21 protein-coding genes and 1 tRNA gene are annotated in these 19,134 nt (G+C 40.3%); 4 read left to right on the top strand and 18 right to left on the bottom strand.

Annotated features, from left to right (window positions below):
- Positions 1 to 137: 137 nt before the first annotated feature.
- Entirely contained in the window at positions 138 to 644 is a 507-nt protein-coding gene (locus AAYR28_RS04450; protein ID WP_345808937.1) for a YhcN/YlaJ family sporulation lipoprotein, read from the bottom strand.
- Between the two features lie 151 nt (positions 645 to 795).
- On the opposite strand from AAYR28_RS04450, the gene AAYR28_RS04445 reads away from it, so the two are divergent.
- Complete coding sequence (locus AAYR28_RS04445) at positions 796 to 1,194, top strand: hypothetical protein (RefSeq protein WP_024426613.1); 399 nt, start codon at positions 796 to 798, stop codon at positions 1,192 to 1,194.
- Between the two features lie 34 nt (positions 1,195 to 1,228).
- On the opposite strand, the gene AAYR28_RS04440 is transcribed toward AAYR28_RS04445, so the two are convergent.
- Positions 1,229 to 1,468, bottom strand: a complete 240-nt coding sequence (locus AAYR28_RS04440; protein ID WP_227001710.1) for a hypothetical protein — start codon at positions 1,466 to 1,468, stop codon at positions 1,229 to 1,231.
- 238 nt (positions 1,469 to 1,706) lie between these two features.
- On the opposite strand from AAYR28_RS04440, the gene AAYR28_RS04435 reads away from it, so the two are divergent.
- Positions 1,707 to 2,798 (top strand): GGDEF domain-containing protein, encoded by a 1,092-nt coding sequence (locus AAYR28_RS04435; protein ID WP_065214165.1) that lies wholly within the window; start codon positions 1,707 to 1,709, stop codon positions 2,796 to 2,798.
- A 211-nt stretch (positions 2,799 to 3,009) separates the two neighbouring features.
- Positions 3,010 to 3,210, top strand: coding sequence for a cold shock-like protein CspB (cspB, locus tag AAYR28_RS04430; protein ID WP_008349061.1), 201 nt, complete (start codon positions 3,010 to 3,012; stop codon positions 3,208 to 3,210).
- Positions 3,211 to 3,323: 113 nt separating this feature from the next.
- Here cspB and AAYR28_RS04425 read toward each other — a convergent pair whose 3' ends face one another.
- The 10 genes from AAYR28_RS04425 to queG form a co-directional block, all read right to left on the bottom strand.
- Entirely contained in the window at positions 3,324 to 3,683 is a 360-nt protein-coding gene (locus AAYR28_RS04425) for a hypothetical protein (RefSeq protein WP_034282297.1), read from the bottom strand.
- A gap of 13 nt (positions 3,684 to 3,696) precedes the next feature.
- Positions 3,697 to 4,221, bottom strand: coding sequence for an NAD(P)H-dependent oxidoreductase (locus AAYR28_RS04420; RefSeq protein ID WP_024425322.1), 525 nt, complete (start codon positions 4,219 to 4,221; stop codon positions 3,697 to 3,699).
- A gap of 17 nt (positions 4,222 to 4,238) precedes the next feature.
- A complete protein-coding gene (locus tag AAYR28_RS04415; RefSeq protein WP_345808936.1) occupies positions 4,239 to 5,858 on the bottom strand; it encodes a DHA2 family efflux MFS transporter permease subunit in 1,620 nt (539 codons plus the stop codon).
- A 39-nt stretch (positions 5,859 to 5,897) separates the two neighbouring features.
- Positions 5,898 to 6,530, bottom strand: a complete 633-nt coding sequence (locus AAYR28_RS04410) for an HlyD family efflux transporter periplasmic adaptor subunit (RefSeq protein ID WP_024425324.1) — start codon at positions 6,528 to 6,530, stop codon at positions 5,898 to 5,900.
- 363 nt (positions 6,531 to 6,893) lie between these two features.
- Positions 6,894 to 8,057: a sporulation protein YhbH gene (yhbH, locus tag AAYR28_RS04405; RefSeq protein ID WP_034282299.1), complete on the bottom strand. Its 1,164-nt coding sequence runs from the start codon at positions 8,055 to 8,057 to the stop codon at positions 6,894 to 6,896.
- Positions 8,058 to 8,196: 139 nt separating this feature from the next.
- Positions 8,197 to 10,092 (bottom strand): PrkA family serine protein kinase, encoded by a 1,896-nt coding sequence (locus tag AAYR28_RS04400; protein WP_024425326.1) that lies wholly within the window; start codon positions 10,090 to 10,092, stop codon positions 8,197 to 8,199.
- A 375-nt stretch (positions 10,093 to 10,467) separates the two neighbouring features.
- Complete coding sequence (locus tag AAYR28_RS04395) at positions 10,468 to 11,175, bottom strand: YrpD family protein (protein WP_034282300.1); 708 nt, start codon at positions 11,173 to 11,175, stop codon at positions 10,468 to 10,470.
- Positions 11,176 to 11,348: 173 nt separating this feature from the next.
- Complete coding sequence (gene trmL / locus AAYR28_RS04390) at positions 11,349 to 11,822, bottom strand: tRNA (uridine(34)/cytosine(34)/5-carboxymethylaminomethyluridine(34)-2'-O)-methyltransferase TrmL (protein ID WP_034282301.1); 474 nt, start codon at positions 11,820 to 11,822, stop codon at positions 11,349 to 11,351.
- Positions 11,823 to 11,865: 43 nt separating this feature from the next.
- Positions 11,866 to 12,768 (bottom strand): amidase domain-containing protein, encoded by a 903-nt coding sequence (locus tag AAYR28_RS04385; protein ID WP_046310336.1) that lies wholly within the window; start codon positions 12,766 to 12,768, stop codon positions 11,866 to 11,868.
- Between the two features lie 61 nt (positions 12,769 to 12,829).
- Complete coding sequence (queG, locus tag AAYR28_RS04380) at positions 12,830 to 13,978, bottom strand: tRNA epoxyqueuosine(34) reductase QueG (RefSeq protein ID WP_075623684.1); 1,149 nt, start codon at positions 13,976 to 13,978, stop codon at positions 12,830 to 12,832.
- 83 nt (positions 13,979 to 14,061) lie between these two features.
- Between queG and AAYR28_RS04375 the strand changes: the two genes are divergently transcribed.
- Positions 14,062 to 14,658: a hypothetical protein gene (locus AAYR28_RS04375; protein WP_241770685.1), complete on the top strand. Its 597-nt coding sequence runs from the start codon at positions 14,062 to 14,064 to the stop codon at positions 14,656 to 14,658.
- Between the two features lie 98 nt (positions 14,659 to 14,756).
- On the opposite strand, the gene AAYR28_RS04370 is transcribed toward AAYR28_RS04375, so the two are convergent.
- The 6 genes from AAYR28_RS04370 to AAYR28_RS04345 all read right to left on the bottom strand — a co-directional run bounded on the left by AAYR28_RS04370 (position 14,757) and on the right by AAYR28_RS04345 (position 19,033).
- Positions 14,757 to 14,830, bottom strand: a tRNA-Gly gene (locus AAYR28_RS04370).
- A gap of 127 nt (positions 14,831 to 14,957) precedes the next feature.
- The gene (locus AAYR28_RS04365) at positions 14,958 to 15,614 is read right to left on the bottom strand and encodes a hypothetical protein (protein ID WP_120207532.1); all 657 of its coding nucleotides are present in this window, start codon (positions 15,612 to 15,614) and stop codon (positions 14,958 to 14,960) included.
- A gap of 61 nt (positions 15,615 to 15,675) precedes the next feature.
- Positions 15,676 to 15,957: a hypothetical protein gene (locus AAYR28_RS04360; RefSeq protein ID WP_024425332.1), complete on the bottom strand. Its 282-nt coding sequence runs from the start codon at positions 15,955 to 15,957 to the stop codon at positions 15,676 to 15,678.
- Positions 15,954 to 16,859, bottom strand: a complete 906-nt coding sequence (locus AAYR28_RS04355) for a PqqD family protein (protein ID WP_025093297.1) — start codon at positions 16,857 to 16,859, stop codon at positions 15,954 to 15,956. Before AAYR28_RS04355 ends, AAYR28_RS04360 begins: the two co-directional genes overlap by 4 nt.
- The gene (locus tag AAYR28_RS04350; protein WP_065214161.1) at positions 16,843 to 18,309 is read right to left on the bottom strand and encodes a hypothetical protein; all 1,467 of its coding nucleotides are present in this window, start codon (positions 18,307 to 18,309) and stop codon (positions 16,843 to 16,845) included. Before AAYR28_RS04350 ends, AAYR28_RS04355 begins: the two co-directional genes overlap by 17 nt.
- Positions 18,287 to 19,033, bottom strand: a complete 747-nt coding sequence (locus AAYR28_RS04345; RefSeq protein WP_024427412.1) for an ABC transporter ATP-binding protein — start codon at positions 19,031 to 19,033, stop codon at positions 18,287 to 18,289. The genes AAYR28_RS04350 and AAYR28_RS04345 overlap by 23 nt, the downstream gene beginning before the upstream one ends.
- Positions 19,034 to 19,134 lie beyond the last annotated feature (101 nt).

Raw genomic sequence — 19,134 nt, 5'->3', positions numbered from 1 at the left:
ATCCTGAACCCTCTTTCTCTCTCTATGAAGAAACAAAGATCAACAAGAGGTGATATATTTTTTACTTTATGCAGTCAGGTGCGCGAGGTGCGGTTCCAAACAAAAAAGCCGCATATGACATACGGCTTTTGTCGTAGCTATTTTGATTCAGGGAAGACACGTCTAACCGTTTCAGTAAATTCATCGAAAAATCCTGAAATCGGCTCTCCGCTTTTAATACGTTTTCCATAACCTTGCATACGATCGACAAAGTCTGGATTAGCAGATACATACACGTTGTCGATTTGTTGATCCGTTGATTTGACTTTGTCTGAAATTTTCTTTTTCAGATCGTCCGTCACACCACCGCTTTTATTGCCTTCAAGTACAACGGCAACAAATGCATTTTTTCCTGTGACAAGCACGTTTGCTGTCTTCACTTCAGACATATTGGCTACAAGCTCTGACGCCTTATCTGCCACTTTGACCTTCTGAGGTGTTTGAACATCTGGCTGATCCTGTCTCATGTTGTCATTTTTATATGTGACATTTTCATACTGCCTTTTCATTGTTCCTCTACGCTCATCGCCTTGGTTGTTCATTCCACACCCAGCGGTGATTAATGTTGGCACGAGCAGTAAAGATAGCATCCATTTCTTATTCATCAATTATTCCCTCCTTTTGCTCATAGGTTTTTCATCCAGCCGGCTTTTTATGCACATATCCTCTCTTTCCGCAAAATGAATTCATAATTCAGCTGTGATTGGTCATCCTAAACTTGATGAAAGATCATCACGATCAAATGGAGGGATTCGTTTGTTTAAAAAAAGAAAAGGTATGAGCACTGGCGCAATGATCGCAGTATCAACAGCAATCATTGCATTATTCTCCCCGGTTTTACGAAGAAGACTGAAAAGCATGACACAAATGAATATGTCTTCAATGATGAAAGGCGCAAACCATCAGCACCAAGATTCATCTCGTCATGAGTCCCGCTCACATAAGGAATCAAAAGGAACAGGTGAAGTTGGCCAAATGATCAAGCAGGCATTCACAGCTGTCCAGCCAAATCAAACGAACCAGCACCAATCACCATCAAGAACTCATCAGCCAAGAGAATCTTATGCGCAATCTCTTCACATTGATGAAAGTGTGATGAATGTGATGGATGATGAATCGATCCAGCAAGTCATCAATGACATCGAGCACAAATAATAAAACAGGAGCCTTCATAAAAAGAGGCTCCTGTTTATTCTCCTGAAAAATGTTCTTTGACCATAAGACAAAAGGAAGGTAGAAATGTGATTTCGATTGTTGTGATGAAGTCGTCACGATGCTCTAATATCAGCAACAGCTCCTTTTCTTCCTTCCGATCTTTTTTAATCTCTACATGCTGGACTGTTTTAAAATCATATATTCCTAAAACGGATTCGGTCTTTTTTCGAACGACCTTTAAGGTAAACTCCTGCATAGCAAGCGACATGTTCACAACAAATCGCTCCTCCTGATTCTCGAACCGAAACGTCAAATCTTGATATTCAACCGGCATTTCTTTTTCAAATCAGGCATCTGGCATTTTTTCAAAAAAAGAAAGCCAGTCCGTTTGATCTGGAAAGCGTTTTCCCCGCATTTTCTTCAATTCCTCATCATTAAAATTTTTATTAATTATCCTTTTTCCCCTTTTCTTTTGCAACAAATTTTAGTAATTTTAAAAAGGTGATTCTATTTTGCTAAGAGACCTCTTTATTAATTTAACAATTCTTGTCACTTTCCATTATTTATTTATGCTTGTGTTTAAAGAGAATTTTCTGAAGAAAGAAGATACCTTGCTCAGGCAAATATGCAAAGGCATGCTTTCTGGGTTACTCGGTGTCCTTTTAATGTTCTTCTCTATTAAAACAGGACCAGCGATCATCGATTTAAGACATATTCCCCTTATTTTAACGGCCTTTTATGGAGGCATCGCCCAAACAATGATTGCAGCTTTTATTGTGATCATTGGCCGATTATTAATTGAAGCCAACATCGCTTCTTCCATCAATATTTTTTCCATGATGTTTATCGCAGCCTCTTCTTTTTTGATTGCAGAGCGTCATATGAATCATGTTGTGAAAATGCTGTTATCCATTACGATTGGTAATGTGGTTGCCACAAGCCTGTTCATCTTGATCGTGCATGAGACATCATTTCAGCTGCATTCTACATATTGGATTTTCTCATATATTGCTGGATTGTTTAACTTTTATGTCATTGAACATCAAACAAAAGCATATCAGCTGTTAAATTTATATAAATTCCAAGCTCATTATGACTTTTTAACAGGTGTTTTAAATAAACGGAAGTTCGATGAGGTATTAAGAGAAGCTTTTACTAAGAAGTTGAAGCAGCCTATCCATCAAATGTCCCTTATTTACCTAGACATCGATTACTTCAAAACCATCAATGATCAATATGGGCATCATGAGGGAGATATTGTTTTAAAAGAAATCGGTACAAGGCTGATTAAAAACACAAGAAGCTCTGATTATATTGGTCGGATTGGCGGTGAAGAATTCGCTGTCCTTCTACCAAATTGTACAATTGAAAAAACATGGCAGATTGCAGAACGCTTACGAAAAAAAATAGCCGATCAGCCGATTTATTTAAAAAATGGTATGTCCATTCACACTACGGTATCAATTGGATGTGCTTATTCTCATGGAACGAGTGCAGACATCAAGCAATTACCAATTATAGCTGACCAGGAGCTCTATAAAGCGAAGGAGTCTGGCCGAAATCAAGTGAGCTTTTCAGAGAGAAAAAAAGACCATTTGACATAGGCATTTTCCTCAATTTGTTAGCACTAATTATTTTTAAAAAAGTTTTCGTATAACAGTTGTTTTTTCCCGCAAACACTGGTAAAGTAAAGGTAATTATTTTTGTTCGTATCATCTTTAAGAAGAAAGTTTTGAAAGAGTTTTCGTCTTTGAAGTTTGTGTAAGAGCAAGAATAGTGAATTTAAGCGTTAAGATCGCTTTAGGAGGAAATTTCATGTTAGAAGGTAAAGTAAAATGGTTCAACTCTGAAAAAGGTTTCGGATTCATCGAAGTAGAAGGTCAAGACGATGTATTCGTTCACTTCTCTGCTATCCAAGGCGAAGGCTTCAAAACTTTAGAAGAAGGTCAATCAGTTTCTTTCGAAATCGTTGAAGGTAACCGTGGACCACAAGCTGCTAACGTTAACAAAGCGTAATTTAAGAGCATCTGCTCTTTTAGCACTTTATAGAGTGAAGGAAAACCGCCCGGCTTCTGCCGGCGGTTTTTTTGTGCCATAAAAAAAGAGAACCTGTTGAGAGGTTCTCTTTTTTATTTGTCCTTCTGCTTTAGCTTCTGCAAAGCAGAACGATACATATCATCATTCATTTTTGTCTCTGGTTCTTCTTCTTTGACAGGTGGTTCTGGCTGTTTAAACTTTTGAAGCGCCTGTCTATAGAAATCGTCGCCAGACGCAGCATCATCCGTTCGAGAAGGCTCTGACGCTTTTTTTTCAACTTCAGGCTCTACAGGTCTCGCCACAGCTTCTGGCTCGCTATGCGGCACGTCAGGCTGATTGGAGACATCTTCTTTGATCTCTTCCTTATCGGCTGATGCGTGTCTGACATTGAACGCTACTAATCCAATAATGACTAGAACAGCAGCTACTAACGCTACAATAATCGTCGCCAAAAGAACCCTCTCCTTATCGCTTAAATGATGCAGTGACTGATGCTACACGTCTTCCTAGTGCTTTTCCAAGTTCAATGCCTTCAGTCGAAATCAATTCATCTGAATCGATCGGACATGTCACACCAGCTCCATAGTAAGAGCCGTATAAAGCATTCTCTGGAACATTTCCAGGAAGGCCGACAACAAGCATTCCTTGGTGGAACATTGGTGTAATCAAATTATGCATTGTCATTTCTAAACCGCCGTGTGTTGTAGCAGTTGTACAGAAAACAGCACCGACTTTATCGATTAGTTTTCCTTCTGCCCATAAGTAGCCGAGACGGTCAATCCATGTCTTTAACCCAGAACTAATGGTACCAAAGTGACCAGGGCAGCCCCAAATGATCGCATCCATTTGATCGAGCTTGCGAATGTCTGCATCTTTCACGTGATCAATGAATACTTCAGCTTGCTCTGTTTCACCTGCGCCTGCTGCAATCGCTTCTGCAAGTGCTTTTGTATGGTCACCTTCACTATCGTATACAACATAAATTTTCATGTACGGTCCCTCCACACTTATCTTGCATCCTGGTTAGCTTCCTTAGGTGCCGGAAGCAGTGATATTTCTTGTTTCTTATGCTGCTGTTCTTTTCGCTTTTTATCCTTACGAACATCTCGCAGGAACAAGCTGAGAATGACACCAGCCGCACAGAATAATGTCACCCACATGTAAGCATCATTGATGCCCATCACGTTTGAATCAACCTGTGCTTTTGTAAAGAGCTGGGTAGATACATATTTTTGAGCAGCTTCTGCTGTCATGCCCATATGATGCATCACATTCGATACAGCCGCCTGGAATGAATTCATAAAGAACGGGTCCGCAGTATTTGTTTGATCCGCCATATTGGAATAATGGAATGTCGTCCGATTCGTATAAATCGTTGTGATCAAACTCGTACCGATGGAACCACTAATTTGTCTTAATGTATTAGACATCGCTGTACCATGGCTGTTTAAGTGCTGAGGTAATTGGTTCATCCCTGCTGTCATAACCGGCATCATCAAGAGCGACATACCAAATGCGCGTACTGCATACATGAGCACAATGTGACTATAGGAAGTATCAATGGTCAGCCTCGTAAACTCATACGTCGTGACAACGGTAATGAGCATCCCCACAATGGCAAGCGGACGAGGTCCAAATTTATCAAACAAGATCCCTGAAATCGGGGACATAATGAGCATCGCAAGTGCCCCTGGAAGCATTAATAGCCCAGATTGCAATGCCGTAAACCCAACGAGGTTTTGCAGATAAATCGGAAGTAAGAACATCCCCGTATATAAAGCAACCGTAATAATGATGTTAATGACACTTGATAATGAGAAAATGCTGTATTTAAATACGCGGAAATCAAGCATCGGATTATCAACTTTCAACTGTTGGAAAATAAAGAGAATGATCGCAATCGCACCAATAATAATCGTAGATAAGACGAGCGGATCTGTCCAACCATCACTTCCTGCTTCACTCACTCCGTATAAAAGGGAAGCAAAACCGACGATTGAAAGAATCGCACCAAGACTGTCCAGCTTGATTTTTTTAGGCTCTACAATATTTTTAAACATAAAGAAAGCCGCGATAATGACAATCGCACCAATTGGCACAAGTCCATAAAACATAATACGCCAAGAATAATGTTCAATAATGTAACCAGATAATGTTGGTCCTACTGCAGGAGCAAACATCATCGCAAGACCAAAAATCCCCATTCCTTTCCCTCTGTTTTCCGGAGGGAAAATAAAAAGGATTGTTGTCATAACGAGCGGCTGTAAGATACCGCCGCCGACAGCCTGAATCAAACGGCCAATAAGCATCGTTGAAAAGTTTGGCGCAATGCCGCAAATAAATGTACCTAGTGTAAACGAGATCATAGCCACTAGGAATAAGCTGCGCTGTCCAAAACGTGTGATTAAAAACGCAGACAACGGAATCAGCACACCGTTGACAAGCATGTAGCCTGTTGTCAGCCACTGAATCGTCGTTGCACTCACATTAAATTCTGTCATTAAATGGGGCATAGCTACGTTCAAAAGCGTTTGGTTTAAAATCGCTACGAACAAACCGGCCATTAAAATGATCAGTAAAGACAAGGAGCCTGTTCCCTGTTTTGTCGCTGCAGGTTGATTTGCCATCTCAGACAACCTCCTTTCATATTTTGATATCAATCATCATTAAGATGAAATTTTGACAGAAGCATTCATACCTGGAAGCACTTTGTCTGATGGATTTTTAATTGAAATTTTCACTGCTACTTTTTGCGTTACTTTTGTATAGTTGCCACTTGAATTAGTTGCTGGCAGCATATTGAATGTTGAGTTTGTCGCATAACCAATTTGTTCAACAGTTCCTTCAAATGTTGTATCAGGATCTCCATCTACAACGATGTCGACTTTGTCGCCTTTTTCAATGTTTTTAATATCTGTTTCCTTAATATTTGCTGTGATGTAAAGCTTGCTTAAATCAATTGTTTCACCGAGAACTGTACCAGGCTGCACTTGTTGATTGTTTTGTACTTCTTTTTTAACTAATGTGCCATCAGCCACTGCTTTAATGTTTGTTTTTGTTTGTCCTTCAACTTTTGCAACTGTGCTGTCTTTTTCCACTTCGTCACCTTCGTTGATATCCCAGCCTTTGATTTGTCCAGCTGCTGGTGCTGTAATTTGATACATGTCACCTGTCACTTTTGCCTCATCTGTTTTGACAAAGTTTGTGCTTTCATAGTAGTAATAAGCACCTCCGGCAATAATGGCAAGAATCACAATAAGGCCAATAATGTTCGTTAGCAATAAACGCCCTCTGTTCATGTTTTGTTTCTCCTTTCATGTATAAAAATATAGTGTCATCTGCTTTAGCAAACTTAGAATGCCCATCATCTGACAGAATATGAAACAAGCTCAACACTCTGTCCTTTTCCCTTCTTCTACTCCCGCCCCTATCATGGTGTGCAGCCCATTTATACTTATTGTTCACTTATGAGCAAAGAGCAGAAAAAGAAGAAAAGACGATCGGCATCTTTTTTGAAAAACTTATATTTAACAAGATTAAATATTAATAAATGAAAATTGAAATGTCAAAGAGAAAGTTTTACTTTTTTTTGGCGATCCTTTCCTTCTCCACACAAAAAACCTTTCAGCCCTTATGCTGAAAGGTTTTTTCAAATGTGCTCGTTATGAATGAACTTCTTCCTGCTGAAAAAATTTTTTTAGTGCGAGAAAAACGTCTGATTTTTGCTTCAAAATATAATGCTTAAATTTCTCATCCTGAATGTGTTTATATGCTGACATTAACGTAGAATGCCGGTTGTATTGATTGACTTCACCATAGCAGAATAAATTGGCTTTTTTCATGATCTCAGAAACAAGTTTCACACACCGGGCGTTGTCTGAGGTCAAATTGTCACCATCAGAAAAATGAAAAGGATAAATATTATATCGCGACGGTGGGTATCGTTCGTCTATGAGCTCTAGTGCCTTTCGATAGACAGACGAGCAAATGGTCCCCCCGCTCTCACCCCGTGAGAAGAAATGTTCTTCGTCTACCACCTTCGCCTCTGTATGGTGGGCAATAAATTCAATATCGACCGTCTCATACTTTGTCCGTAAGAAACGTGTCATCCAAAAGAAAAAACTTCTCGCCATATATTTTTCCCAAAGCCCCATACTTCCGCTCGTATCCATCATCGCCAAAACGACAGCTTTCGACTCTGGTTTGGTCACTTCATTCCACGTTTTATACTTGATATCCTCTGGGTAAATCGGATAAAAGGAAGGACTGCCTGTCATCGCATTTCGTTTAAATGCCGACAGCATCGTTCGTTTTTTGTGGATATTTCCTGTTAACCCGGTTTTGCGAATATCGTTAAACTCAATTTGTTCAACAATGATGTCGTCAAGCTCCTTTTGCTTGAGGTTTGGCAGCTCCAGTTCACGAAACAGTGCTTCCTCGAGATCCATTAATGAGACTTCTGCTTCGTAATAATCCTCACCAGCTTGATCTCCAGCACCCTGCCCCTTTCCTTGACCCTGCTTGCTGTCTGAGCCGTCACGCGCAACAACATCGCCAACCTCGCTGTCTCCATCGCCTTGACCCACATGTTTATTTTTGTCGTAGTTATACCGAATTTTATATTCATCTAATGAACGGATCGGAATTTTCACAACATCTTTTCCGTTCGACATGATGATGCTTTCTTCTGTAACAAGATCCGGCAAATTATTTTTAATCGCCTCTTTGACTTTTTTCTGATGACGCTGCTGGTCGTCATAGCCTTTTCGATGGAGGGACCAGTCTTCCTGAGACACAATAAACTGACTTTTTTCTTGCCGGGACATCCATCCCCCTCCTCACCTATTTGCACAATTCTTCTAGCCATCGATTCCTTTATCCTATGCTGCTCGTCATCCAAGTTGACGATCATTTCTAAAAAAGACATTACCGGTGCTGATGCGCCAATAATGCCTCCTTCATTTATTAACGATTCAGAAGACTGCCTACATATTTTAAAAGTTCATTTGCACTTGTTGAATTATAGCCATGCTCATCAATTAATCTAGCCACTACTTCATTGACCTTCTTCAGCTGCTGTTCATCCGGTGTCTTCGTCGATGTCGTGATTTTCACCACATCTTTTAGATCAGCAAACAGCTTCTTCTGAATGGCCTCCCGCAATCTCTCATGCGAATTATAATCAAAGCGTTTTCCCTTTCTCGCATAAGCCGAGATACGAATCAGAATTTCTTCTCTAAATGCCTTTTTGGCGTTTTCAGAAATGCCGATCTGCTCCTCAATTGAACGCATGAGCTTTTCATCAGGATTCATTTCTTCACCCGTTAACGGATCACGCAGCTTGTTTTTATTGCAGTATGCCTCGACATTATCTAAGTAATTATCCATCAGCGTTTTCGCAGACTCCTCATAGGAATACACAAAGGCCTTTTGCACTTCCTTCTTCGCAATATCATCATACTCTTTTCGTGCGACTGAAATGAAATTCAAATAACGCTCCCGATCCTCGCTGGAGATAGACGGATGCTGATCGAGCCCTTCTTTTAAGGAGCGAAGGACATCCAGTGCATTGATCGATTCCATATTCTTTCGAATGATGGTAGATGAAATTCGGTTAATCACATACCGCGGATCAATTCCGCTCATCCCTTCGTCATGAAATTCCTTTTTCATCTCATCAATGTCGACTGATTGGAAGCCTTCGACACTTTCTCCGTCATACAGACGCATTTTTTTCACCAAATCAATATCAGAACGCTTCGGCTCTTTCAGTCTCGTCAAAATGGAGAACATTGCTGCTACCTTCAGCGTATGCGGGGCAATATGCACATCTGAGACATCACTTTCTGAAATCATTTTATGATAAATGCGTTCTTCTTCTGTGACCTTTAAGTTATAAGGAATTGGCATCACAATAATTCTTGAATGGAGCGCCTCGTTCTTTTTATTTGAAATAAACGACCGGTACTCGGTTTCATTCGTATGGGCGACGATCAATTCATCTGCACTAATTAAGGCGAATCTTCCTGCCTTAAAATTTCCTTCCTGCGTTAATGACAGAAGGTGCCAGAGAAATTTCTCATCACACTTTAACATCTCCTGAAACTCCATCATCCCTCGGTTTGCTTTATTGAGTTCTCCATCAAAGCGGTAGGCGCGGGGATCTGACTCTGATCCAAATTCAGCAATGGTTGAAAAATCGATGCTTCCTGTTAAATCGGCAATGTCCTGAGATTTCGGATCAGACGGACTAAACGTACCAATGCCGGTCCGTTTATCTTCAGAGAAAAAGATCCGCTCGACCCTTACATCCTCAATTCTGCCGCCATATTCCTCTTCTAGTCTCATCATGTTCAGAGGCGACAAATTCCCCTGCACACGAATCCCATATTCTCTATAGAAATCCTCCCGCAGATTTTGCGGAATGAGATGAAGCGGATCTTCATGCATAGGGCAGCCTTTGATCGCATAAACTGCGCCATGATCTGTGAGTGAATATTCTTCAAGTCCTCTTTTCAATCTAGTGACAAGCGTCGATTTCCCCCCGCTTACTGGTCCCATCAGTAATAAAATACGCTTCCTGACATCTAGCCGCTTTGCAGCAGGGTGAAAATATTCCTCCACTAATCTTTCGAGTGATTCCTCTAACCCAAACAGCTCCTGATCAAAAAATTTGTAGGTTCTGACCCCATTCTCCTCTTCAATCCCGCTGTCTTTAATCATATGATAAACGCGAGAATGAGCAGATTGAGCGACAAGTGGATTTTCCTTAATAATGTCTAAATAATCGCTGAATGTGCCTTCCCATTTGAGACGCTGCTCTTCTTCTCTGTGCTGTTCGATTTTCTTTAAAATATCCATATGAACCTCCTCTTTCAAGATTGAAGCTAGAAATCAGATACTGTTTTACAATCTATGCGGAGGCGTCCTATTACATGCTTTCGTTCTTCAAAATGACGAATTGGCAAACTGAATTGACAACCATCCGCAAGACCCTTCATAATAAAGGAAAAATAGGAGAAAAATGATTTTCTTCTCCTGCTTTTCAAGGTGAACTTCACATCATATGAAACAGGCAGCGAACGGAACAAAGGGATAAGGGGGAGCTTATATGAGAACGGTCATTATGATGGGCGTCATCATTACGTTTTTAGTATCCATTTTCACTGCTGGCTACGAAGGCAAGCCTGGTAAATGAAAAAAAGGATGTTCCATTTGCGGAACATCCTTTTTCATTTAGTTCGTTGTTTTCAGCACTTGCATATTCACTGTATTCCCTGACACCTGCACCTTCGTAAAGTCTTGCGTATCGACCACAGGTGTAACGGCACGATTATCCAATGTGATGTCAGTAAAACGAGTAGAGAAATTCGCCCGAATGTCTTTTCGATAAATATCGTCAGTTACTGCTACCGTCGACAGTAGTTTCCACTTGGTCACAGAGCCAATGTTTGAGTTTTGAATTTCTGTAATAATGCGGCCGGTATAACCAACATTATTTGTGCCCCAGAACGTCGCTCTTGTATGCCCATTCAAATTTTTATAAATCGTCATTTGAACAGTACTTCCAGGTTTAAATCCCTTTGTATACGTGAAGTCATCTTTTCCTTCGATATATGTCTCTTGATTATTTGCTCCTACTTTCATCGTAGGTTTCCACACATTATAGGTTGAACTGTATTGAAGACCAATATCCGCTTCCTTTGAACCTGTGAATCCAGAATAAATATAAGCTGTACCATTTGACACACTCATTGTGGAAGGGAGTTGAATTTTTGTGACCAATATGGATCCGTTACTATTGATATAAGTACGCCCGCCAATCCCTTTTGATAACTGCGCTGCTTCTATCTCCTGCGTCTGAGAGAGTCCTGGAATACTGACTGGAAGCGTCCCCATTAAAATTGCTGAGCTAATGGCACTAGTGATCAGTAGCTTTTTCATCTCATTATTCCTCCTAATGGATTCATCATTTTTTGAAAACGTGATCACAATCTATCATACTACCTATTTTTTAACATGTCAAAAAAAGTATAATTAAGTCATATTTTTCATCTTCCTGTTTCTTAACTCACATAAAAAAGCCGAGATCAGTATCTCGGCTTTTAATCATGATCTTATATGAGATCGCGATATTGCTGCTGGCGAAGTGCCTCATATACAAGAATGGCTGCCGTATTCGACAGATTCAAAGAACGAACATGCTCTGTCATCGGTAAACGAAGACAACGGTCCATATTTTGTTCAATCAAATCTTTTGGCAATCCACTTGTCTCTCTTCCAAACACAAAGAAATAGTCTTCATCCAGCTGAGAGTAATCAAATGTTGTATGCGGCTTTTGGCCAAATTTTGTGATATAGAAAAATTGCCCCTTCGGATGTGCCTCAAATAATTCATCAAGTGAATCATGATAGACCACATTGGCATATTTCCAATAATCGAGTCCTGCACGCTTCAGCATTTTGTCATCTGTCGAAAAACCAAGCGGACGAATCAGATGAAGGGTTGTATTTGTTGCTGCACATGTACGCGCAATATTTCCAGTATTAGCTGGAATCTCTGGTTGATATAAAACGACATGAAGTCCCAAAAAAGTTCACCTCTAATTTTCATTTCCGCTCAACATTATACCACTAACTATCCTTCGCGGCATCGTCCAAAATGTGAAAAAACATATATCGAATAGCAGGTGTATAGGCAGTCGAATCCTCGTATGACCAATAACGCATGCGGGAGTCATACGTCTGTGCATTCACAAGAGGCATTCCGCCTTTGTCATGATCAACGACAATGGTTGTATGATTATACCTTCCATCACCTTCAAAATCGTAGCAAATGACATCACCAATTTGAAGCTCGTGGGCTTCTTTGAGTTTCTTTGCTCTCAAACCCGCTTTTGAATTCGCTAAATAATTTTTCATCGAATGAGCCACCGTCCAGCTATAGCTCCACGTATGCGGACGCACCCACCAGCCAGACCCGCGGTTCGGATACCCTCTCGTTGGCGCATTCCCTGCTTTCAAACATTGTGAAATAAAATTTGTACAGTTATCTTCAAAGTTTTTATAGGCTGGATTCCGTTTATTCCAATATGTCTCCGCATACTTCACGGCAGCCCGCCGGTCATAATGAAAGGCTCTCCCAAATTGTTCTTCGGTCTGAAAGCGCTCATCCATATGCTCTTCGCTTTGCCGCTCTTCTAACATCATCCGATCTTTAACAAGCATGTTGTTATAAAGAAACGCTTCTCTTTTTTCCACCTGTTCCTCTAAATAAAAAGAATCGTCTACATCCTTGCATACATATGTGAGATGAGCAAGGTACTGCACATGCTGAGCCCCATCATCTTGAATGGCTGAATCGAGAAGTTTTGTTTTTGCTTTCGCCTTCACAATCTCAACCTGTCTTCTAGCAAAAAGCTCTTTTTTCCGCTCTACTGCTTCCACATCAGACATAAGCTGCGGCTGTTTGATTGCACGGTCATTGATTAAATACGCCAGCCTGTCTTCTAAAGTTTTCTCTAATAATTGTTTCACACAGACACCACCAAACATTTTTTAAAATCTTTGTTTGGTTCATTCTATGTTCACAGGGATGTTATTTAGTATTTAAAGGTGTCTGTAAAAGCTCAATTCCTTTCACAATCTCCTCTTTCGCTTCTTCATCACTTTCCCGTTCAAGGGCTTTTTCCAGCTCTGGAAGCTGCTGATCGTCGCCAATTTTGCCAATTGCCCAGGCAGCCGTTCCTCGAATGACCGGTCTTGGGTCCTTGTGCATCAACTCAATTAACACTGGTAAAGCAGATGCATCTTTAAAATGAGCGAGTGCCAAAATTGCATTCCGCTGAATGGGCTTTTTCCCCCGCCATGAACCTGAAACATGACCGTACTTTTCCTTAAATTCACGATTGCTGATCGTCAGAAGCGGCTTTAACAGCGGCTTCGCAATTTCAGGGTCTGGCTCCATTTCAGGATGCAGATGAAAGTCTTTTCCTTTATTGATTGGGCAGACAGTTTGACACGTATCACACCCGTACAATCGATTCCCTATTTTCGAACGAAACTCATCAGGTAAAAACCCTTTTGTCTGCGTTAAAAATGAAATGCACCGCTGAGAATTCAGCTGCCCTGGATTCACAAGCGCACCCGTTGGACACGAATCCACACATTTATTACAAGTTCCGCACTGGTCTTCAATTTTCTCATCAGGTTCAAACGGAACATTTGTGATCATTTCAGCCAAATACACATAAGATCCAAACTCTGGCGTGATAATCATACAGTTCTTTGCACTAAAACCAATGCCAGCACGTTCTGCTACAGCACGATCAGATAATTCTCCTGTATCCACCATTGATTTTGTCCGTATATCGACATGTTTGCTTCGCAGAAATTCTTCGAGCATATCAAGCTTTTTTTTCAGCACAACATGATAATCTGTTCCCCATGAAGCCCGGCAAAAAATCCCCCGTCTCGCATCCTTTGTACTTCGAGGAGCATCTTTCATTTTGGAAGGATACGCGAGCGCTATCGCAACAATTGATTTGGCCTTCGGAAGCAGCAAAGAAGGGTTTGTCCTTTTTTCAATATCAGGCTCTTCAAAACCTGACAAATACCCTAACGATTCATGTAAGATGAGGCGGTCCTTTAATGAATCAAATGTATCGGCACTTGCAAATCGAATTTTATCGACACCAATTTCTTTCGCATATTGAATCAATTCTTCTTTTAATTCTCCAACATGAATCACCTTGCAAACCTCCTTTCTTTGTTTCTTCTGTTGTTTTCAGTATAATACGAGTGTATCATGACCGATTGGAGTGAGTCACTGTGAAGATACATATGGAAATTTCTCATCCTCAAAACCCGTCTATCCATGTTGGGCAGATTGAATATTCACATATTGAAGTGGGTACATCACCTCAAATGTTAAAAGGCCGCTTACGCTTGTTTCAAGAATCTTTATTTTTTGAATACGAAGATAAAGTCTTAGAAGAAGTACCAGCCATCAAAGAATGGACGGATCTTTTAAAAGACGTTCCTTTCCTTCCACTTCTTTCTAACATCCAAAAGGAACAATTTATTGACTCGACCAATTCCGTACAGGATTTGTCGATATTTTTCTCACTAAAATATTTCTTACCTATCCTGACATTAGATGCCGATCGCATCAAAGGACCGCTTTCACTGGCAAAACATGAGGCTGGTGACATCGAATGGCAGGACAGCGCAGGATTGAATGGATTATTTTCTCAAACAAGTAAAGCACAAATTTCTCAAGACACAAAGAACATTCTTCAAATCATCCTTTTCCCGCCATCTATTTCCCGGGAAAAGAGTGAAGCTCTTATTCAATCCTTGACGAAGATGTTTGTACAAATACATGGCGGAGAAAGCAAATATGAACTCATTGAAAAAGCACTGTAGCCTGACAGTGCTTTTTCACATTATACTGACATAATAAAAAACGCAACACTTCGTTTATCTAAGAAACGAAATACTGCGTTATAAACAAAATTATGTATTGGAGCGGGTGATGAGAATCGAACTCACGACATCAGCTTGGAAGGCTGAGGTTTTACCACTAAACTACACCCGCATCAATCTTTTAAAAGCAACGTCATCGCGTTGACTTTTATTATGTTACAACTTTCTTAACAATTCGTCAAGAGAATATGAAAATTTTTCGTCAAAAAACTTCATATTCTCCGTATATATTACAATAGTTATTTATCTAGCTGGATATAAAATAAGTATGCATGTGACTTATTCTTCAGTGCTTGCTTTGGATTCTCCTCAATCTCTTCAAATATTGTTGAACCCCCGTCTTTCCCCATCGCCGCTGTATACGCAATCAGTGCCTTTCCTCCGGAAGCAACTTTGACAGTTTCAGATTGTGCAGAAAATACATAGTCACTTACTTTGAACGGGAAGCTTGATGTCGCTTTCGTCATCCCATCATTCTTTTTATTTGACCAAATACTAAATTGTGATTCATATGTATCTTTCTCATGATGTAATTGAAGAAGTACATTCACCGTTTGGTCGGTTCCATCCTGGTGTAAAGAAAAGGTAGCAGATGATGCTTCCTTATTCACTAATCGTCCATTTTTGTAATGACTCCCGATAAACGTAATACTCTTATTCTTCTTCGTTAATCCTTTCAGTGTCAGAGCCACCTTTTCATTAGCCGTTGCTGCTTCTAGTAAGTTTTTTTCTTTTTTTGAGAGTTTCATTTGTTCGATGGTTACTTGGTTTTTAGTGGCAGGCTCTGTTTTTATGGTCGAAACCGTCTTCTCGGTTGTCGTGGTTTCTTCGGCCTTCTCGCCGCATCCTGCTAATAGAAAAACTGTGAATAAAAGAATGCTCCATTTTTTAAACATTGTGATCCCCTTTGGTGTTTTTTATTTCCTATTATACTAAAAAAAGGTTAGGAGAATTCTCCTAACCTTTTGCTTTTTTCTGTTTCATGGCTGATAGGAATGCCACAATGAGAAAACTCACAGCAAAAATCACCATCATATAAATAAAAAAGTTAGGCTTGATCTGAAAAGTAAATGCGGACGAGCCTTCCATTTCAAAAGCGAGACTGTTAAATAATAAAGCATCATTCGTTTTTGATTGAAATAAATGATAGAACAGTACGCCGATTGTCAGCATCGGAAAGCCTAAGAATCCGAGAAAACTACCAACTATCGCGCCTTGTTTCATCGCCTGTACGTTCATGATCGTTGTCCTCCCATTCCCCCAAGCAATAGCTGCTTCATAATGGACTTACCATCCCCCATAAACGGAAGAAGATAGAGTAATTGAATAAAATACGTGATTGAAAAAATGAAAAAAGCTGTCGAAACCGGGTTTTCTTTTAGAAATAAAATGGTCACAATGATGCCTGCTGCGCCAATCACACCGGGAACAAGCGGACCAAGCAGCGTAATCCATACCTGCTTTTTCTGAAATGGATCTAATACGGGCCTTACAAACTTCACTGACATCATGTCACTCGCAAAAAAGCCTTGAGGCCCATCCCGCCCTGCAAATTTTCGATGCGCATAGCCATGTGCCGCCTCATGTAAGGCGGTTCCGGTAATTAACCCGAAATAAATAATCGTAAAATAAATCGCAATGGCTGCAATCGACGGATCAGGAATGAATAAAAAAGCGATCCCTGCCATGACCATGAAAAGCATCCAGAAAAAGATGATTTTACGTGTCACCATGAGCAAAGCCGTCCCAAAAATGTGAAGGAACGAGTGACCAGTACAATCAAATCGTTCCTTCATTTTGACTTGATACTGCTTGAAAAATTGACAGCAGGCTGTCACAATCCGATATGGTGAATGATAATGAATAGACAGCAAGTGATGCTGATTCAATCCCATCATCAGCTGATAAAAGTCACGAGCAATCACCGACTCATCGACCTGAAACAAATCGGCGAGCTCTGCGGTAATACTCGCTTCAGTTCTTTTACCGTCCACTTTCGTTAACATATGATAGGCACTTTCATTGATCGGGAGTGTGCTTCCATACTGCGTATCCGTGAGATGCCTCTTTTGTAAGGTCACATACGGCGCTAGTGCCGGTACCCGCTCAATCTTTAGCTTATTGTTAAGAAGTTGAATCATGTGAATACCTCCATGAAAAACCTTTGTATATGGCAAAGATGAGCAGACCCTCAAATGCAGCCATAAGCAGCCACTGAAGCGCTTGACTAGACGCCCCTATGACATAGTTCCCAATAAAAACAATCGGAATCATGAGTAAAATAAGCGCTCCAAATGAAAAAATGCCTGTGTAGGGATTGTTTCGATCTAGAGGAAGTAAGATACCTACCACATAAAAGAGCGCAGTGGCATTGCATAAGACAGCAGCACCAATCAATGCGTGCCAAATCTGATCAGGAAGCGTCAGCGTTGTCAGCATGAATAAAACAATTTGCAGTACACCTACGAGCAGAAGGCCGATAAATTTATATAAAGCCACTTCCCAAGATCTCAGACCAAATGTTTTATACATGCCCAGCATTCGTTTATCATTGCCAAACGAATTGAAGGCTGTTAAACCAGCAAGAGCGCATAGAACAAAAAATGCTTCTTCTTCAAAGCGGAATCCAAACTGATAACGGACGAATAAGATCACAATGAGGAGAATAAGAAAGTTTAAAATGTTTTCTTCATTTCGCACCTGTGACTTCATTTCCTTCACAATAAGCGACCACTTCTTTGAAGAAGAGAACGGCAGCTTGTGTAAAAAGGTTAGCGCTTTTTTCTCTGCCATAATCGGCATCATCGCAAGAGAAAGAAATGCCCCGCCTGCCGATAAGAGGATGAACAGAATCAAAATGGCATAATTTACCCCTTCAGGAGGCATTCCTTGTGCCGCTAGGAAAAACGGAGCTGTCAAATACATCAAATGATAATCAAACTGAATATATGATTGCTGAATTTGACTAATATCAAAATGCGTCAATCCATACGCCACGACCAGTGCCAATAAAACAAATATCGCTGCAAATTTTTGCAACGGTAATTTTAATTTCAAAACGAGTAAATAAGTGATATTGTAAATAAACTGGAGCAGCATTAAGACAAAAAGCGACTGCAAAAGCACCATCAAAAAGAAAGTGAAGATAAAAAAAATACCAATTCCCTGGGCAATAAAATTAGGTAAAAGCAGAATGCCGATAAAAAATAAAACAAGCCCTGCCACCACTGTCACCATCGGAATGAAGTATCCAAAACTTTTCTGAAAGGTAGAGAGCGGGAACCAGCTGAGCTGCATAGAAAACCGGTCTTGTTCAGGTGTTCTGACCTTGATCAAAACGAATAACAAGCTTGTAAATATAGAAGCATTGATCGCCATTGACACGACGAGTAATCCAAGTGAACGTTCATCTCCATTTAAGAAAGCCTTCATAAAGACACCTGTAAAGCTGTATCCGATAATGGCTCCCATTGTGACGGCAAACAAAAAGAATAAGACCACAATGATCCGCTTCGTTTGAGTATCAAAGAGCTTATACATCTCCTGCTGCCACATTTTAAGCATCATTTTAGAAATGATTAATGATTTCATCAAAATGTGCACCCCTATCACTTAACATTGAAGCTTTCAGAAACACCTGTTCCAATGTGCTTGATTGATACTTCTCCTTTAAGGCTGAGACCGTTCCTTCATCCATTTTATTTCCTTTAGAAATAATGGCGATTTTGTGGCACAGCTCTTCCGCTGAAAGCATGTCATGCGTTGAAAGCAAGATCGCACCATGGTGCTCGGCATACCGCTTCATCAGTTTCTTTGTGTTTATAACCGCTTCAATATCAAGTCCTCTAAAGGGCTCATCCATGATCACCAATTGACTATCAAGCATAAATGCAGCAATCAGCTGTGTCTTTTTTTTCATCCCATGTGAATAGGTTTCGATCGGTCTTGATAAAGCCGAGTCCATATCAAACAGTTCAATTAGTTGATTTCTTCTGTGAATTGTTTTACATTCATACATAGAAGAAACAAAATCTAAATATTCAGCACCAGTCAATGCTTCAGGGAGCAGCAGGTCATCTGGAACATAGGCTACTTGTTTTTTAAAGGATGGTTCATCATTTGTGACGTCCTGCAAGTGAACCCTTCCTTCTGTATGCTTAATAATGCCGAGTATACAGTTAATCATCGTTGTTTTACCCGAACCATTCGGTCCAGCAACAGCAACGATTTGATGAGGGTCGATCTTTAAATGAAAATCATTGACAGCAGTCACGTTATTTTTATACGTCTTGGTTAAATTCTCGATCGTAAACATATAACCTCCAAGTGTCTGCATATTCTTTAAAAACAGATCAGGCTAAACCGCCCGCCACAGACGGTTTAGCCCTGGTGTCTTATCTAAGAAGCAAAAAGATG

The sequence above is a fragment of the Bacillus safensis genome (assembly GCF_039619585.1).
GTDB classification, from domain to species: Bacteria; Bacillota; Bacilli; order Bacillales; family Bacillaceae; genus Bacillus; species Bacillus safensis.
The sequence above is the reverse complement of the archived record's forward strand: the minus strand, read 5'-3'. Positions and strand labels throughout refer to the sequence as shown.